General features: G+C 61.2%; 14 protein-coding genes. 8 read left to right on the forward strand and 6 right to left on the reverse strand.

The features are described from left to right. The first annotated feature begins 225 nt into the window (after window positions 1-225). Complete coding sequence (locus HMPREF2757_RS04080; protein ID WP_083304091.1) at window positions 226-804, forward strand: hypothetical protein; 579 nt, start codon at window positions 226-228, stop codon at window positions 802-804. Window positions 805-873: 69 nt separating this feature from the next. On the opposite strand, the gene HMPREF2757_RS04085 is transcribed toward HMPREF2757_RS04080, so the two are convergent. Further along, the gene (locus tag HMPREF2757_RS04085) at window positions 874-1,911 is read right to left on the reverse strand and encodes a 3-isopropylmalate dehydrogenase (protein WP_070573615.1); all 1,038 of its coding nucleotides are present in this window, start codon (window positions 1,909-1,911) and stop codon (window positions 874-876) included. A gap of 106 nt (window positions 1,912-2,017) precedes the next feature. Between HMPREF2757_RS04085 and HMPREF2757_RS04090 the strand changes: the two genes are divergently transcribed. Further along, the gene (locus HMPREF2757_RS04090; RefSeq protein WP_070573616.1) at window positions 2,018-2,869 is read left to right on the forward strand and encodes an HpcH/HpaI aldolase/citrate lyase family protein; all 852 of its coding nucleotides are present in this window, start codon (window positions 2,018-2,020) and stop codon (window positions 2,867-2,869) included. Between the two features lies 1 nt (window position 2,870). Here HMPREF2757_RS04090 and serA read toward each other — a convergent pair whose 3' ends face one another. Then, the gene (serA, locus tag HMPREF2757_RS04095) at window positions 2,871-4,460 is read right to left on the reverse strand and encodes a phosphoglycerate dehydrogenase (RefSeq protein ID WP_070573617.1); all 1,590 of its coding nucleotides are present in this window, start codon (window positions 4,458-4,460) and stop codon (window positions 2,871-2,873) included. A gap of 155 nt (window positions 4,461-4,615) precedes the next feature. After that, on the reverse strand, window positions 4,616-5,914 hold the full coding sequence (locus HMPREF2757_RS04100; RefSeq protein ID WP_070573619.1) for a GNAT family N-acetyltransferase: 1,299 nt from the start codon (window positions 5,912-5,914) through the stop codon (window positions 4,616-4,618). Window positions 5,915-6,308: 394 nt separating this feature from the next. On the opposite strand from HMPREF2757_RS04100, the gene HMPREF2757_RS04105 reads away from it, so the two are divergent. From HMPREF2757_RS04105 to ykgO, 6 genes are all read left to right on the forward strand, one after another. After that, a complete protein-coding gene (locus HMPREF2757_RS04105; RefSeq protein ID WP_070573621.1) occupies window positions 6,309-7,199 on the forward strand; it encodes an ABC transporter permease in 891 nt (296 codons plus the stop codon). Beyond that, window positions 7,196-8,206, forward strand: coding sequence for an ABC transporter permease (locus HMPREF2757_RS04110; protein WP_070573623.1), 1,011 nt, complete (start codon window positions 7,196-7,198; stop codon window positions 8,204-8,206). The genes HMPREF2757_RS04105 and HMPREF2757_RS04110 overlap by 4 nt, the downstream gene beginning before the upstream one ends. A 143-nt stretch (window positions 8,207-8,349) precedes the next feature. After that, on the forward strand, window positions 8,350-10,002 hold the full coding sequence (locus HMPREF2757_RS04115) for an ABC transporter substrate-binding protein (RefSeq protein WP_070573625.1): 1,653 nt from the start codon (window positions 8,350-8,352) through the stop codon (window positions 10,000-10,002). Continuing rightward, window positions 9,999-11,570, forward strand: coding sequence for an ATP-binding cassette domain-containing protein (locus HMPREF2757_RS04120; RefSeq protein WP_070573627.1), 1,572 nt, complete (start codon window positions 9,999-10,001; stop codon window positions 11,568-11,570). Before HMPREF2757_RS04115 ends, HMPREF2757_RS04120 begins: the two co-directional genes overlap by 4 nt. 3 nt (window positions 11,571-11,573) lie before the next feature. Next, window positions 11,574-12,698 (forward strand): CPBP family intramembrane glutamic endopeptidase, encoded by a 1,125-nt coding sequence (locus HMPREF2757_RS04125; RefSeq protein WP_083304092.1) that lies wholly within the window; start codon window positions 11,574-11,576, stop codon window positions 12,696-12,698. 272 nt (window positions 12,699-12,970) lie between these two features. Continuing rightward, window positions 12,971-13,093 (forward strand): type B 50S ribosomal protein L36, encoded by a 123-nt coding sequence (gene ykgO, locus HMPREF2757_RS04130; protein ID WP_019174766.1) that lies wholly within the window; start codon window positions 12,971-12,973, stop codon window positions 13,091-13,093. 183 nt (window positions 13,094-13,276) lie between these two features. Here the strand turns inward: ykgO and ilvC are convergent, their stop codons facing one another. From ilvC to HMPREF2757_RS04145, 3 genes are all read right to left on the reverse strand, one after another. Continuing rightward, on the reverse strand, window positions 13,277-14,308 hold the full coding sequence (ilvC, locus tag HMPREF2757_RS04135; protein ID WP_070573631.1) for a ketol-acid reductoisomerase: 1,032 nt from the start codon (window positions 14,306-14,308) through the stop codon (window positions 13,277-13,279). Window positions 14,309-14,494: 186 nt separating this feature from the next. Beyond that, the gene (gene ilvN / locus HMPREF2757_RS04140) at window positions 14,495-15,004 is read right to left on the reverse strand and encodes an acetolactate synthase small subunit (protein ID WP_061943320.1); all 510 of its coding nucleotides are present in this window, start codon (window positions 15,002-15,004) and stop codon (window positions 14,495-14,497) included. Then, a complete protein-coding gene (locus HMPREF2757_RS04145; RefSeq protein WP_370919380.1) occupies window positions 15,001-16,821 on the reverse strand; it encodes an acetolactate synthase large subunit in 1,821 nt (606 codons plus the stop codon). The genes ilvN and HMPREF2757_RS04145 overlap by 4 nt, the downstream gene beginning before the upstream one ends. Between the last annotated feature and the right edge of the window lie 190 nt (window positions 16,822-17,011).

Genomic DNA, 17,011 nt, shown 5'->3' on the forward strand with positions numbered 1-17,011 from the left:
CGCCGCTGTTCCGTGCTCATTCGAATGCGAATGTGCCCTTGGAAAAGCGAACTGTAAAGCCGCACCCAGCTGTTACTCGCCCAACGTTAGAAAACTGGTGGCGCAGCTCAAAAGAGGATGAAAAAGCGGCTGCCCAACCCAAAATCGCCTTCCCAGCCAGACCTCCAAGCGTAACGTGAATCACGCCTGGAGGACTTCCAGGACGTCTAGATTATGGAGAGTGACATGCTCAAGAAAGGTCTAACACGCACCCTCACTCACGGAGCGCTGGCTGCGGCAATCGGCGCAGGAAGCCTCCTCGCCGCAGCAGGAGCCGCACAGGCAGCTGCACCAGCAGAAAACCCCGGCGGATCACCCGCACAGGCCCAAGCACAAGCCGCACCCGCCCAGGCTCAGAAACAGGGCATCAGCCGTCAAGAAATCATCAAGCGCGCTGAAGACCGCATGGCCAAGGCCCCCTACTACTCACAGGGCCAAGACTACTTTGACAACTACCGCAGGGACTGCTCCGGATTCGTCTCCTACGCATGGAACTCCGGTGGCCCCGGCGAAGCATCCTTCACCTTCGTTCCCAAGGGCGTTGCCCACAAAATCAAGTGGGAAGAAATCCAGCCCGGTGACGCTGTGACCGGCCCTGACCACATCGTTCTGGTCAAGAAAGTGAACCCGGACGGTTCGTTCGAACTGCTTGAACACGGCGGTGGACAGTCCGGCAAAGAAGCCCCCAACCCGCGCCACGCAACCAAACAGGACCTCATCAACCAGGGAGTCGGCGAACCGATCCGCTACAACGGAGTCGCCTAAAGCTCTTCAAGGACAGCACTGGGCCCGGCCGCTGTGGCCGGGCCCAGTCGTATAAGGACAGCGCTTTCCTCAGCTCAGACGGTCGCGAATAGCCGCACCGACCTCCTCGGTTGAACGCCGGGCGTCGCCGCGCTGGGCAAGATCAGCTTCAACAGCAGAGCGAATAGCCTCTGCAGCTTTGCCCAGGCCGTTGTTTTCAGCCAGAAGCGCCGCCGACAGAATTCCAGCGGTCGGGTCGGCAATGCCCTTGCCTGCAATGTCGGGCGCCGAACCGTGAATCGGCTCAAACAGCGACGGACCGGTGCCGGAAAGGTTCAGGTTTCCCGAAGCTGCAAGGCCAATGCCGCCGGTGACAGCGGCTGCCAGGTCGGACAGAATATCGCCGAAAAGGTTGTCCGTGACGATGACGTCATAGCGTCCCGGGTCATTGACCATGTACATGGTGCTGGCGTCCGCGTGCTCGTAGTTCACCGCGACGTCCGGGAACTCTGGTGCAACAGCCTCAATGGCCCGTCCCCACAGGTGTCCCGCGTGGACGAGAACGTTGTTCTTGTGCACCCACGTCAGCTTCTTCGAACGCTTCTGCGCCAGTTCAAACGCGTAGCGCACCGTGCGCTCCACGCCGAACCACGTGTTGACCGAAACTTCATTGGACACCTCTTGCGGCGTGCCCAGACGCAGGGAACCTCCCTGGCCCGTGTAGGAGCCCTCCGTGCCTTCGCGCACAACCACGAAGTCAATGTCACCGGGATTTGCCAAGGGCGACGAGGTGCCGGGAAAGAACCGCGAGGGCCGCAGGTTGACCGCGTGATCCAGCCCGAAGCGCATTTTGATGATGATGCCCCGCTCGAGCACACCCGATGGCACCGAGGGGTCACCGCAGGCGCCGAAGTAGATCGCGTCGAAGCCGCGCAGCTCGTCCAGTTCTTCATCGGTGAGCGTCTCACCGGTCTTGTGCCAGCGGTCAGCGGAGGCTTCGAACTGCTTGGTCGTAATGCTGACGTCTTCGCCCGTGACTTCAACAGCGCGGCCTAGGACATCGAGTCCGACGGGAACAATCTCTTTGCCGATGCCGTCACCCGGCATAACTGCAATCTTCAAATCCATGGGGCCAACAGTACGCCCTGATCTCGACATTCGGCCGCCTGTCTTGAAGTCCGGACATACTGCGCGAACCCTCCCCTTGGCCCGCGCATGTTCATAGACTGGTGGCATGTCCGATCAGCTGCGCAACAAGCGCGCCCTCGCACTGCCCGCCCGACTGTCACGCTCCTGGCTCTTCGTCAATGCGGCCAAGCCCGAACTGTTCGCATCCGGTCAGACGAGCGACGCCGACTCCATCATCTTCGATCTTGAAGCCGCAGTGCCCGAAGATCAGAAGAACGCTGCGCGAGACAATGTCGTCAGCGCCCTGGAGGGCGGGATGGTCGGCTGGGTGCGCGTCAACAATACATGGACTCACCACTGGGAAGAGGACCTTGACGCTCTGGCTGGGCTGTCGGGTCTGCGCGGCGTTATGCTGCCGAACACGGAAGAGCCCGAAGAGGTCACACTGACATCGATTCGGGCCGGTGTGGGCATGCCGATTCTTGCGCTCATTGAAACAGCGCTCGGTGTGGAGAACGCAACCCGCATCGCATCGGCGGCAGGCACCTTCCGTTTGGCGTTCGGAGTCAATGACTTCCGCAAAGACACCGGCATCGGTGACGACCCGGTCGCTTTGGCCTACGCACGATCCCGCCTGGTGGTAGCTTCACGCGTCGGCGGTCTGGCCGGTGCGATCGACGGGCCGTCCTCACCCGGTGCAGGGCAGTCCACGGTCAGCGCCGACTGTACGTGGACCATGAAAATGGGCATGACCGGCAAGCTGGTGCTCAGCGAATCCCAAGTTCCCTACGTCAATAACGGCCTCGCACCGTCCGAAGAAGACCGCGCGTGGGCCCGAGAAATGCTGGAGGGGGCCGAACACGCCGATGGGATCACCGACGGTTCGTACCTCCCCCGCATCGCCCGCGCTGAGAAGATCGCGGACCTTGCCGATTCTTACGGCCTGTGGAAGCGCTGAGTCACTCCGCCAAGGTGACCGTGGCGAAATCCGAAGCGTCCACGGCCCCTGCCACCGCCTCGGCGATTTCATCGCTGACAGGCGAATCGACGTCGATCACCGCAAGCGCCTGTGAGCCGGCGTCGGTGCGCGCCACCTGCATGCCGGCAATATTGATGTTCGAACGGCCCAGCGCCTGGCCCAGCTGGCCGATGACGCCCGGACGGTCTTCGTACTTGAAGATCACGAGGTTGTCGGACAGCTGAATCTCGATGTCGAAGCCTGCGACTTCCGTGAGCTTCTGCATGAGCTTCGGACCCGTCACGGTGCCCGAAACGCTCATCTGCTTGCCCGAAGCGGTGGTCGCAACAATCGACGTGATGTTGCGGTAGCGTTCACAGTCCGTGTCAGCAACGAGCTCAGTGGTCACACCGCGCTCTTCGGCCAGGACAGGTGCGTTGACGTAGGTGACAGGTGTGGACACGATGTCAGTGAAAACACCCTTCAGCGCTGAGAGCTTGAGCACGGAAACATCGAGTTCGCCGATCTCACCGTGCACTTCGATCCGCAGGTGTGCCAACGGCTCATCGACAAGTGCCGTGAGCGTACGCCCCAGGCGCTCCGCCAGGATGATTCCGGGCCGGACATCCTCATGGATTGCACCGCCGGCAACATTGACCGCGTCCGGTACGAGTTCGCCTGCCATGGCGCGGCGCACCGACCGAGCGACTGAAATGCCGGCCTTTTCCTGCGCCTCGGCGGTTGATGCACCCAGGTGCGGGGTCGCGTTGACTTCAGGAAGCTCAAGCAGCGGGTTGTCAACAGGGGGCTCTTGCGTCCACACGTCAATGCCTGCGGCAGCCACCTTGCCGGTGCGGACAGCATCCGCGAGGGCCTCTTCGTCGATGATTCCGCCGCGGGCGACATTGACCACTCGCACACCGGGCTTCGTTTTGGTGAAGGCCTCCGCACCGATCATGCCGGTGGTCTCCTTCGTCTTGGGCATGTGCACCGTGATGAAGTCCGAACGCTCCAGAAGCTCGTCAAGGCTGACAACCTCAACGCCCATCTGCCCAGCGCGAGCCTGCGTAATGTAGGGGTCGTAGCCGATGAGCTTCATACCGAAGGCTCGCGCACGCTCAGCAACAAGTCCGCCGATGCGGCCAAGGCCCACAATGCCGAGGGTCTTCTCGAACAGTTCGGCGCCCGTCAAAGCGCTGCGCTTCCATTCGCCGGCTTTCAGCGAACGGTTGCCCTCACCGTAATTGCGCGCCGCACCCAGAATGTGCGCCATTGTCAGCTCTGCCGCCGAGGTGATGTTCGACGTCGGCGCGTTGACCACCATAACGCCGGCCTTCGTCGCCGCCGGAATGTCAACATTGTCAAGGCCCACGCCGGCGCGCGCGATGACCCGCAAGTCAGTTGCTGCTGCGATTGCCTCTTCATCCATCTGCGTAGCCGAGCGAATCAGCACAGCCGAAGCGCCGGGCAGAGCACTCAGCAGATCGGCACGATCAGCTCCGTCGCAATAGCGAACCTCGAATTCCGAGCCGAGCTCGCCCACGGTCGCATCCGACAGCTTCTCGGCAATAAGGACGACAGGTTTGGTCACATTTCCCCCTACAGTGTGTGCTTGACAACATCTTAGGGATCGCTGTGGGAGGTATGCGTCCCGCCCTCGCCACGGGCACCGCAACCGGGCCCACCACCCCCGAACAGCACGCGAGGCGCCGTGGTGAGCGGCGCCTCGTCAGTGTGCTTGTGGGATCAGAATTCGTACGGGGTGTACGGGGCCCGGGCCATTGCGAACATCAGCCGGGCCCGCACAGCCGCACCCGGTGTGCACTCGGTGATGCGGCCGGCGCGAGTCAGCAGCGACGGGTCAGCACCGCCCAGGTAGATGGAGCCGAGCTCGGCGACATCGAGTTCGAGGTCTGGCTGGGCATCCGGGGTCTGCTCGACGGTGGCGTCGGCACCATCGGAGTCAATGCGCCATGTGCCCTCCGCATAGCCCAGGGAGTCCGTGACCTTGAGCGTAAGGCTTCCCGGCACCAGCCACTGGCGGGCTTCAAGAGCCTTCTTGACGTCGAGAACGCGCAACCACAGAAGGTCCCAGTGAGACTTCTGCTGCACGCGGCGGGGGTTCTCCAACAGCCACGGCAAAGGTGAGGGCTGAGCCCCGTCATATTTGACTCGCTCCACCAAGTCGATGGAGCCGAGGAACGACCACAGGCCGGAGTATGCCTCGTCCGACACCGCGATCAGGTCAAGAACCTGCACCGTGGGGGTGGGCTTGTCCCAGCCGGTGAACTTGTAGGTCGCGTAGCCGTCCGGCTCACCGGATTCGTCATAGTGCAGCGCTGCACGGACAGCGGGGTCGGGACCGCCGGACTCGAAATCGTACTTGCCCGCGGCGACATCCCACCAGCGCTGCTGGCGGCCGCCCGCGCCCGGAGTTGTGCGCATAAAACGCTCGTAGATGACCGGCGCGAGGTCCTTCAGCACAGCCGGTTCGCACATCTCGACGCGAGAATCAGCTTCGGCAGCCAGCCGGAAGCCCGGGTTGGTGTCAACTTCGAACGAACCCATCCAGGACGCCGTGCCGAAACCATAGCGACGATAGATGCCGCCCTCCGTGGCCGTCAGGGCAGCAAACGGGTAGCCGGCTTCCGCAGCAGTCTTGAGGTTGTCCGTCATCATGGTGCGCAGCAGACCACGACGGCGGTGCGTGGGACGCACTGTCACCCACGTAATCAGATGAGCATCCTGCAGGCGGTTTTCGCCGACGTTGATCGGGGCTTCGAAATGGACGAATGTAGCCACCGGAACATCGGTGCTGAGCGCGTGCTTCTGGGTTTCAGGGGCGTAGACGCCGGTGAAGACACGACCGTCGGCCTTGCTGCGCTCATAGCGCTGAAGCATCTTTTCGTCATCTTCGCGCTTATCGTGAAAACCCGCATTGACGGCGGCAAAGAACGCGGCAGTACGCGCATCCACCTTCTGTTTGCCGGTTTCGGGGTCAGTCTCGACACCTGGACGGAATGTTTCAAAACGATAGTTCAGCACTCAGCCCAATTTACAGGACGCAGTTTAAGGCCGGTAGGGGTTCTGGGGCGTACTCCCCGAGCCCCTGGCGTTTGAGCCGGGCTGAGGTTTGGCCTGCTGCCTGCCAGCCGACACCTAGCCCGCAGCCGGGCGGCGCATCGTCCGTATTCCTACTTCCACCCGGTGCGCACAACCCCACCGTGCCTCAACAGGTCGCCTGGCACTGGCACCGCATGAATGCAGTTGGTGGTTCTTCACCCGGGGTATTGCCGGTTATTACAGCTAGAACGCCCCAAGAATGTAATCCGTCACAAACTTCATTCTTAACGCTCCCTGTGGAATAGCGGGGAGGTACAACCGGTTATCCGGTTGGCTTTGTGCCTACCCACAGCCTTTACCCATACAGAGGAACCGAATGGAACGTGTTGCGACGCGCATCAAATGGCCGCGCCTGTTGAGCAGTTCAACTGCTCGCACAGGATTCGTCATTGTTGTGTTCTTTCTGTGCATGGTTCCTGCCGCTCCAATCCTGACGGCGCTGACTGGCAACGACCCTCACTCGTTCAACACCGACCTACTGCGCCCGGATGCTGTTCCGGCCGGCGCGTTCGGCGGCATGAGTCTCCAGCACCCGCTCGGCGTTGAGCCGAAGACCGGACGTGACCTGCTCGCGATCGTGACATGGGGTTCGCACGTGTCTCTGTTCATTGGGCTGGCGTCAACCGCGGTGTCAGTACTGATCGGAGTGGTGGTTGGCGTGGCTGCGGGCTTCTTCGGCGGCGTCTGGGACCGGTTGCTCAGCCGCATCACCGACATCGTGTTCGGCTTCCCGTTCCTGATCTTCGCCATCGCACTGGCGGCCGTCATCCCACCTGAGGTCAATCGGTCATTCGTCCTGGTGGCGGTCATCGGCCTCTTTGGCTGGCCTTCTATCGCCCGAGTGGTGCGCGCAGAAACACTGAGCCTGCGCAGCCGCGGCTTTGTTCGCGCAAGCATCGCTCAGGGCGCAAGCGGCTTCCGCACCATCACACGCGAAATCCTGCCTAATCTCCTGGCGACGATCCTGGTTTTCACCACTCTTTCCATTCCCGGCAAGATCGGTGCCGAGGCCACACTGAGCTTTTTGGGCGTAGGCGTTGACCCCTCCACGCCATCGTGGGGCCGCACCATTTCAGACGCCATCGACTGGGTCCAAGTCGACCCCGCGTACCTCCTGTTCCCGGGACTCGCGATCTTCCTCATCACGTTGGGGTTCACTCTCTTAGGCGACGGTCTGCGCGACGCAGTGGCAGGTGAAAAAGCATGAAATGGTGGCCCATTACTCGTTTCCTCTTGTCACGACTGGCCGGTTCCCTGGTGGTGCTTCTGGTCATCGCAGTGGCAAGTTTCGCAATCTTCTACATGCTTCCGAACGACCCAGCTCAGCTCAGCTGCGGCAAACCGTGCACACCGGACCGGCTCGCTGAGGTTCGCGCGTACATGGGCGTTGACAAACCGTGGCTGGTCCAGCTGGGCGCGTTCTTGTGGGGCATCGTGGCGGGTCGCACGTTTGGCACCGGTCAAGCCGCCATCGAATGTGCCGCCCCCTGCTTTGGGTATTCCTTCCGCCTGCGTACCGACGTCAGCGACCTCCTGGTGGACCGCATCCCGGTGACCCTGTCGATTGCAATCGGCGCCCTGGTGCTGTGGACGATCGCGGGTGTTGCCATGGGCACGTGGGCGGCCCTTCGCCGCGGCAGTTTCACCGACCGTGCCCTCACAGGTTTGTCTGTGGTTGGAGTCTCGGCCCCCACCTATTTGGTAGGTCTGCTGTTTATTCTGCTGTTCGGGTTCACCCTCAACGTGCTCCCGATCGGCGGGTACGTTGCATTTAGTGATAGCCCGTTCCAGTGGGCGTTCCACCTGATTCTGCCGTGGGTCACGCTTGCGATCGTCAACGCCGCGATCTACGTCCGGTTCACCCGTGGTTCGATGCTCGACATTATGAGCCAGGACTTCATTCGCAGCTCCCGCGCAATCGGCCTCACTGAGGGCCAGGTTGTAGGCCGGCACGGTCTGCGCAACCTCGTTGTTCCCATCGCGACCCTTGTGGCGCTGGACTTCGGTTCCCTCCTGGGCGGCGCAGTTGTGACTGAAAAGGTCTTTTCAATCCAAGGTGTCGGCTCACTTCTTTTGGACGCTGTGAACAACTTGGATGTGCAGCTGGTGGTGGGCGTGACCCTGTTCGCTGCACTGGCAGTGGTTCTTGCAAACTTCTTGGTCGACATCGTCTACGGGATTCTCGATCCCCGGATCGGAGCTGCCACGTCATGATGATTCGGTGGTACTTAACCAGGAGCCCGCGCCTCGCGTTTGTGTTTCCGCCCGGATTGCGATGTTGAGAGCACGCGAACTGACGCACTCACTCGCCGCGCACACGCGGCGTCCTCAACAGCTTTCTTGGAACAAAGGAAACAATGAAACCCTTCAAAACTCTGTCTGCCATTTTTCTGGCGACCACCATGGCAGTCACCGGCTGCAACGCAAACAACTTTGACGAAGAGCAAGCCGGGCTGGGCGAAACCGCCAAGGGCGGAGACTTGACGATCCTCACCTCGGGCACGGAAATGGACATGGACCCAGGCAAGAGCCAGGGCCTTGCCATTACGTCCCTGGGTCTTGTGGCACGGCGTTTGACCACGTGGGACATCCAACCGGACGCCGCCCCCGAGGTCGTTCCCGACTTGGCCACGGACACCGGGACTCCCAGCGAGGACGGTAAGACGTGGACGTTCACTCTCAAAGACGGTGTGACGTTCGAGGATGGAACCCCGATTACGTCAAAGGACATCAAGTACGGCATCGAACGGTCCTTCTCGAAGGAGCTTTCCGGCGGTCTGAGCTACCACAAGACACTTCTGAAGGGGGCGGAGAAGTATTCCGGCCCGTTCGATGGCAAGGAGCTCGACTCGATCGAAACACCGGATGACAAGACGATCGTGTTCCACCTCAACGAAGCGTTCGGTGACTGGCCGTGGATCGCGTCGATGCCCGCCTTCACCCCCGTGCCCAAGGACAAAGACAAGCCGGCGGAATACGGGAACGCGCCTGTCGCCTCGGGACCATACCGGGTTGAATCAAACACCCCGGGCACCTCGATGGTTCTCAAACGCAACGACAACTGGAACCAGGACACCGACGAGGTACGCACAGCCGGCCCGGACACCATTACGTTCAAGATGAGCCAAGACCCGACGGTGGCAGCTCAGTCGCTGATCAGCGACTCGAATGAAGCGCAGGCCTCATTCGGCGCGGACTTCATTCCTGCCGCTCAGCTGGCGCAGGCGCAGAAGAACCCGTCCGCGAAGTCCCGTTTGGTGACCAGCGGTGATGGTGCGCTGAAGTACCTTGCGATCAACACCGAGCGCATTTCAGACGTGGATGTTCGCAAGGCGCTGAACTACGCGATCGACAAGAACGCTGTTCGCATTGCTTCCGGTGGTGAGATCTCCGGCAGCTTCGCCTCCACGCTCATTTCACCCGGAATCCCCGGACGCCAGGATTACAACCTGTACGAAGCACCGGACTCTGGGGACTCTGAAAAAGCCAAGCAGCTGCTCGAAGGCAAGTACGTGGGCACGCTGACGCTGCTCACCCGCAACGACCCGATCTCGTCAGCCCAGGCTCAAGCGATTTCGCAAAGCCTCAGCAAAGCAGGAGTGAAGGTGCGGATCAAGGCTGAGGACACCAACTCGTTCTCTGCGGACGCGACGCAGGGCGAGGGTGATTACGACCTGGCGTTGTCGTCGTGGCAGCCGGACTTCCCATCAGCGAATGCCAACATTGAGCCGCTGTTCGCGTCGTCGCAGATCGGCAACGGAAACTACAACATTTCGCGGTATTCCAACCCCAAGGTCGACGACATGATCAGCAAGGCAACGCACACGATCGACGATGAAGAGGCGCAGAAGCTGTGGGCTGAAGTCGACAAGACGATCATGGAAGACGCGCCTGTTGTTCCGCTGATGTACACCAAGAACTCGTTCATGCACGGTTCTAAGGTTGAGAACTTCATCATCGGCTCGTTCCCTGCTTATCCCAACTACCTCAAGGTGTCGCTGTCTCAGTGAATGCTCTAGAGATTCGGAATGTGTCGGTGTCGTTTGACGGCGCCGAGGTCACCCACGACGTGAGTTTTGATGTGCCGGCCTCATCGGTGGTTGCGCTTGTGGGTGAGTCCGGTTCCGGTAAGTCGGTCACGGCACTTTCGCTGTTGGGTCTCACCGGGGCTTCGGTCACCGGTGAGGCCCACCTGGCCGACGGCACGGAGCTCATTTCCGCCTCGCCTCAGCTGCTGCGTTCCGTCCGCGGGAAGCGCATCGGCATGATCTTCCAGGAGTCCATGGGGGCTTTCGACCCGATGTACACGATCGGGTATCACGTGCGTGAAGCCATGCGAGCGCACGGAACGGAAGCATCCGTTGCCGAGGTGTTGAAAAAGGCTGGTCTGAAAGATCCCGAGAGGATCGCGGGGTCGTACCCGCATCAGCTGTCGGGTGGGCAGCTGCAGCGTGCGATGATCGCGCTGGCAACTGTGCATTCGCCTGAAGTCCTCATAGCCGATGAGCCGACCACGGCATTGGACGTCACGGTTCAGGCGGGGATTCTGGATCTGCTGCGCAACATCGCGCAGGAACGCGCGGTCCTGCTGATCACGCACGATATGGGGGTCGTTGCCGATGTTGCGACCCATGTTGTGGTGATGAAGGACGGGCGCGTGGTTGAGACTGCGGGTGTTCGTGACCTGTTTGAAAACCCGCAGCACCCGTACACGCGCACACTGTTGGAATCAGTGCCACGGATTGCAAACCGTGCCGTGGACGAACAGGGCGCGGGCGAGGCTGTTGCGGCTCGGGTGGAGCACGCTCGGGTGGAGCACGGGTCTACGGTTGCGCTCGATGACGTTTCACTGACGATTCCAGCCCACACGATCGTGGGGTTGGTTGGTGAGTCGGGCTCCGGTAAATCGACGATCGCCAACGTGCTCACGGGGGCGCAGAAACTTGCCAGTGGGACCGCCGAGGTCGCAGGGACTGCCGTTGTTCCGGGGATTTCCCGACAGCAGCGGAAGCTGCGGTCACGGGTCGGAGTTGTGTTCCAGGACCCGGCTGGTTCTCTGAATCCGCGGCGCACGATCGGCGCTCAGATTGCTCAGCCCTTTGAGCTGCACACGCGGCTGTCGCGCCGTGATATCGCCCGCAAAGTGGATGAGCTGCTGGACGACGTTCAACTGCCCGCGGAGTTTGCGCGCCGTTTTCCGCGAGAGCTTTCCGGCGGGCAGAAGCAGCGTGTGGCGATCGCCCGAGCCCTGGCGCTGGAACCCGACCTTCTCATCGCAGATGAACCCACCTCGGCCTTAGATGTTTCCGTGCAGACCGGCATCCTGGACCTCCTTGCCGAACTGCACGAGAAGCGTCAGTTCGCTTCCCTGTTCATCAGCCACGACCTGGCGGTGATCAGTCAGGTGGCGTCGCGCGTGGTTGTTCTGCGCGATGGCCATGTAGTGGAAGAAGGTGAAACGGGACGGGTTTTGGGCTCGCCAGATTCGGACTATACGCGGGCGCTCATTGAAGCAGCGCCCGTGCCCGACCCTGTTGAACAAGAATTGCGCCGGAAAAAGTCGCGTGGAAATCTATAGAGCATGACTACTTCGCATGGCGTAACCCCACCGAATATTCCTCATCCCCACAACGGACCGTTTGAAACGTCTGCGCCAGAGCAGCGGAACGAACCGTTCGAAAACCACTACCGCACCGCGCATAACCGCTGGTGGATGGGGCTCGTGGGAATGATTGCGACTATAGTCGTTTTCTTTGCTGTGTCGATTGTGGGTGGCATTATCGCTGTGGCGATCGACATCGCCACTGGTGCGACTTCACAAGAAGACGCCATGGCCGGAAAAATCAACAACACTCCGCTGTTGCTGCTCACGGTGAACCTTTCGCTCATTGTGGGTGGACTTGCGGCTTTGCTTGCGCACCGGATTCTGCACAAGCAGCCGTGGTCGCGCATGTTCTCGGTGTTGCCGCACATGCGTTGGAAGTGGTGGGGATTGAGCCTGGCGTGTACGGTGCCGTTGTTCGTTCTGTACATCGGAGCCGGGTTTCTCTTTGATAACAGCGCAATTATGGGGTCTGGCGACTCGCCGCTCACATTTGACGGTACGGCGCTGGCGTATCTGCTCATCATTGTGCTGACCACGCCGTTTCAGGCAGCGGCTGAAGAGATCATGTTCCGCAGCTACGTTCCGCGCGTCTTTGGTTCGTGGATTCCGCAGGCGGGCGGCATCATTGGTGTCATTGTTGCCACGATCCTGTTCACGCTTGCGCACGGGGCGTCCGATCCATGGTTGTGGGCGTACTACGCGGTGTTTGGCCTCGCCTTGGCTGCGCTCACCCACTTCTCTGGTGGTATTGAGGCTCCCATCGTTATCCACGCGGTGAACAACGTGACCATGTTCGTCATTGCGCTGTTCTCGGGAAGCATGTCCAGCGCATTCGACCGAGGTGTAGGCTCCGGTGGCGCGTTCATGATGTTCCCCATGGTGGCTGTCATTGTCATTGCTGGCGTTTTGACGCTTGTTGCGCGTTGGAAGAAGGTAGAGACGGCGGCCCCCGTTCACGTTCGTCCGGTTATGCGGGCCCAGGTTCCTTATGGCCTGCAGAGGCAGGGCGGCGCCCAGGCTGATCAGGTTCAGCCTGGCCAGCAGAGGCAGGTTCCTCCAGCTCAGCCTGGCCAGGTTCCTCCGGGCCACCCGCACCCATAACTCGCAGTTCCCCAACACCTCTACGCAAAAACCGTCTTGCCTGATCAGCAGAATCTGGCCAGAACGACGGCTTTCACTGTGTTACAACAGCTCCAAACGGTGCGCGCAACCTCACCGAGATCAACGGGTAAGCATATGAACACTCCATGACATGGGATTCGACGGTTAACGTGGCCTGATCACACCAATCCGACTGGGCAGTCAGCTCAAGCAGGCAGTCGGGCCAGAAGAGCAGTCGGAACAGTCCGACTGCGACAGTCGAAAGGGATCCCATGAAGGTGCGAGCATCGCTTCGTTCTCTGAAGAATCAGCCGGGCGCGCAGGTGGTCAAACGCAAAGGCAAGATCTACGTGATCAACAAGCAGAACCCGAGGATGAAGGGCCGCCAGAAGTAACTCTGCCGTCTAGTCGGAAGAACGAGGCGATCCGTGCGTTTTTGCCTCAGTATTCCGCCTAATCAGCAGAGTTCGGCTAACGGTCGTTCTACCCACCTCCCCGTTAGACACACAAAACAGCCGAGGTGGAACTCCTCCGCGGAGATCCACCTCGGCTGTTGTTGGCGGAAGGTCAGCTGACGATCAGCGAGCGGCAGTGCCCTCGGTGTAGTCGTCTTCGGTGTCCTTGAGCCATGCGAACATCTTGCGCAGTTCGCGGCCGGTGGCTTCGATCGGGTGCTGTTCTTCCTTGGCGCGCAGTTCGCTGAATTCCTTCGCACCGTTCTGCTGGTCGTCCATGAAGCGCTTGGCGAAGGTGCCGTCCTGAATGTCGGCGAGCACTGCCTTCATGTCTTCCTTCACCTGCGGGGTGATGACGCGCGGACCGGACACGTAGTCGCCGTATTCGGCGGTGTCGGAGCAGGACCAGCGCTGCTTGGCGATGCCGCCTTCGACCATGAGGTCGACAATGAGCTTGAGTTCGTGCAGCACCTCGAAGTAGGCGATTTCCGGCTGGTAGCCGGCTTCGGTCAGAACTTCGAAGCCTGCCTGCACGAGGTGGGACACACCGCCGCAGAGAACGGCCTGTTCGCCGAACAGGTCGGTTTCGGTTTCTTCCGTGAACGTGGTCTTGATGCCGCCGGCGCGCAGACCGCCGATGGCCTTCGCGTAGGACAGGACGGTGTCCCAGGCCTTGCCGGATGCGTCGACTTCAACAGCGACGAGCACCGGAACACCGCGGCCGTCAACGTATTCGCGGCGCACAACGTGGCCAGGGCCCTTCGGGGCGACCATGATGACGTCAACACCCTGCGGGGCTTCGATGTAGCCGAAGCGGATGTTGAAGCCGTGCGAGAACACGAGAGTCTTGCCTTCGGTGAGCTTGTCAGCGATTTCAGCGCTGTAGATGTCGGCCTGCACCTGGTCGGGTGCGAGGATCACGATGACATCGGCCCATTCGGAGACTTCGGCGGGAGTGCCGACCTTGAGACCTTCAGCTTCGGCTTTGTCGCGGCTCTTGGAGTTTTCTTTCAGACCGATGCGCACGTCGACGCCGGAGTCGCGCAGGCTCAGCGCGTGTGCGTGTCCCTGCGAACCGAAGCCGATGACGGCGACTTTCTTGCCCTGGATGACGCCGAGGTCGGCGTTGTCATCGTAGTAGCGCTCTGCTGCCATGGGATTCTTTTCCTTCCTTTGAGACCGCTCGCCCATTTGGCGCGTCTCAGATGTTGGGTGTTATTTCGAGATTATAGGAGCGTGCAGTCTCACCGCGAATTGAGCGTGCACACTGTGAGATAAAGGGCGAGGCGCCCGCCCGGTGCTGCTCGGGAACTCACGCTGCCGAGGGCTCGGGTCAGCAGATCACGCCCAGGTGGACCGATCGGAGATCGACCGGGAACCGCGGCTGATGGCCAGCAGCCCTGACTGGACGATTTCGCGGATGCCGAACGGCTCGAGCACTGCACGCAGTGCGGCCAGCTTGGATTCTTCGCCAGTGGCCTCAACACACACCGCGTCCGGGGCGACATCGATGATGCGCACACGAAACAGTTCGCAGGCGTCGGCAATCTGCCCGCGGGTGACAGAATCGGCCGCCACTTTGAAGATCACGTGGCCGCGCTCCACGGAGTTCGCCGGTTCGAGTTCAACGACTTTGATGACGTTGACAAGTTTGTTCAGCTGCTTGGTGACCTGCTCCAGAGGCACGTCTTGAACATCGACGACCATTGTCAGACGCGAAATCTCTTCAACTTCGGTGGTGCCCACCGCAAGCGAATCGATGTTGAATCCGCGACGGGCAATGAGGCCGGTCAGGCGGGTGAGCGCGCCGGGCTTGTTCTCCAGCAGGACTGACAGAGTATGACGGCTCACAGCTCTTCCTCTTCCTCTTCGAATTCGGGACGCAGGTTCTGCGCGTACTCAATCTGGTCGTTGCTCACACCGGCGGGCACCATGGGCCACACCATTGCCTCGGCTGGGACCGTGAAGTCGATGACCACGGGCCGGTCGTTGATTTCCAGGGCCTTGGCAATTGCGGCATCGACATCTTCGTTGCGCTCGACCCGCATCCCAGCGCACCCGTAGGCTTCGGCGAGTTTCACGAAGTCCGGCACCCGCCTCGAACCGTGGCCGGTGTCGAGGTTGGAGTGCGAATAGCGGCCGTCGTAGAACAGGGTCTGCCACTGGCGGACCATGCCGAGCGATGAATTGTTGATGATCGCAACTTTGATGGGAATGTTCGAGATGACGCACGTGGCCAGTTCCTGGTTTGTCATCTGGAAACAGCCGTCGCCGTCGATCGCCCACACGGTGCGGTCGGGTTCGCCGACCTTTGCACCCATGGCGGCCGGAACGGAGTAGCCCATGGTGCCGAGCCCTCCGGAGTTGAGCCACGAATTGGGACGTTCGTAGTTCACGAACTGGCTCGCCCACATCTGGTGCTGTCCAACACCTGCGGCGAAAACCCCTTCGGGGCCGGTCAGCGCGGAGATGCGCTTAATGACGTACTGCGGGTCACACAGTCCGACATCGTTGGCTTCGTAGCCCAGCGGGTACGTTTCCTTCCAGCCGTTGAGCTTCGCCCACCAAGCGGGGCGTTCATTTTCGAGTGCTGACGAATGGGATTCGCGCAGCTCGCTCAGCAGTGCGCCAAGCACTTCGCGGGCATCGCCGACGATCGGCACATCGACCGCACGGTTCTTGCCGATTTCAGCCGGGTCGATGTCGGCGTGGATGACTTTCGCGTACGGGGCGAATGACGCAAGGTCACCCGTGACGCGGTCATCAAAGCGCGCGCCGATCGCAATGAGCAGGTCCGACTTCTGGAATGCGGCAACAGCGGAGACGTTGCCGTGCATGCCGGGCATGCCCACGTGCTGCGGGTGGGAGTCCGGGAACGCACCTCGGGCCATCAGCGTTGTGGCAACGGGAATCTTGGTCGCCTCGGCCAAGCGCAGCAGTTCAGCAGAAGCGCCGGAGCGGATAACACCGCCGCCGATGTAGAACACCGGCTTCTTGGACTGCGCGATCAGCTGCGCAGCTTCGCGAATCTGCTTGCTGTGCGGCTTGGAGACGGGCCGGTAGCCGGGCAGGCTGGGAGCGTCGGGCCAGATGAACGGAGCCTCTGCCTGCTGCGCGTCCTTTGTCACGTCCACCAAAACGGGTCCGGGCCTGCCGGTCGAGGCGATGTGGAACGCCGACATGATTGCCTGCGGGATGTCCTCGACTCGGGTCACCAGGAATGAGTGCTTGGTGATGGGCATTGTCATGCCCACAATGTCCGCTTCCTGGAATGCGTCGGTGCCGAGCATCTTGGAGGACTGCTGGCCGGTGATGGCCACGAGCGGCACGGAGTCCATGTGGGCGTCGGCGATCGGGGTGACGAGGTTCGCGGCACCGGGGCCGGAGGTGGCCATGCACACGCCGACTTTTCCTGTGGCGGCCGCGTAGCCGGTTGCCGCGTGACCGGCTCCCTGTTCGTGACGGACGAGGATGTGGTTGATGGATTCTGCGTCCATCAGCGGGTCATAGGTCGGGAGGATAGTTCCGCCCGGCAGTCCGAATACGGTGTCGACGCCCAACAGCTCTAGGCTGCGGATAATGGCCTGCGCGCCCGTCAGGACCTCGGGGGCCGTCCGCCCTCTTTTGGCGGGCTGTTGAGCCTGGCGCGATGGCGATGGCGCCGGCACGGGCTTTGATGCCACGGTGAACTCCTCTGCTGTGTACCTGTGTGTCGCCTTCGTCCTGGCGATCACCCATAAAAAAAGCCCCTGCCAGATTCTGGAGGGGCGCGCGGTGATCGTCCAAGCGAACGCTGGGAGGGATTACCTCGCGCGCCTGCTAATAAGGACAATAACGTCGGTGAACATGGAATCTAGT

The sequence above is a fragment of the Brevibacterium sp. HMSC063G07 genome, assembly GCF_001810665.1.
GTDB lineage: Bacteria > Actinomycetota > Actinomycetes > Actinomycetales > Brevibacteriaceae > Brevibacterium.

Bases quoted from the DNA above. Each gene is read 5' to 3' on its own strand.
- HMPREF2757_RS04080 (WP_083304091.1), top strand. From the start codon at position 226: ATGCTCAAGAAAGGTCTAACACGCACCCTCACTCACGGAGCGCTGGCT.
- HMPREF2757_RS04085 (WP_070573615.1), bottom strand. From the start codon at position 1,911: ATGGATTTGAAGATTGCAGTTATGCCGGGTGACGGCATCGGCAAAGAG.
- HMPREF2757_RS04090 (WP_070573616.1), top strand. From the start codon at position 2,018: ATGTCCGATCAGCTGCGCAACAAGCGCGCCCTCGCACTGCCCGCCCGA.
- HMPREF2757_RS04105 (WP_070573621.1), top strand. From the start codon at position 6,309: ATGGAACGTGTTGCGACGCGCATCAAATGGCCGCGCCTGTTGAGCAGT.
- HMPREF2757_RS04110 (WP_070573623.1), top strand. From the start codon at position 7,196: ATGAAATGGTGGCCCATTACTCGTTTCCTCTTGTCACGACTGGCCGGT.
- HMPREF2757_RS04115 (WP_070573625.1), top strand. From the start codon at position 8,350: ATGAAACCCTTCAAAACTCTGTCTGCCATTTTTCTGGCGACCACCATG.
- HMPREF2757_RS04125 (WP_083304092.1), top strand. From the start codon at position 11,574: ATGACTACTTCGCATGGCGTAACCCCACCGAATATTCCTCATCCCCAC.
- ykgO (WP_019174766.1), top strand. From the start codon at position 12,971: ATGAAGGTGCGAGCATCGCTTCGTTCTCTGAAGAATCAGCCGGGCGCG.
- ilvC (WP_070573631.1), bottom strand. From the start codon at position 14,308: ATGGCAGCAGAGCGCTACTACGATGACAACGCCGACCTCGGCGTCATC.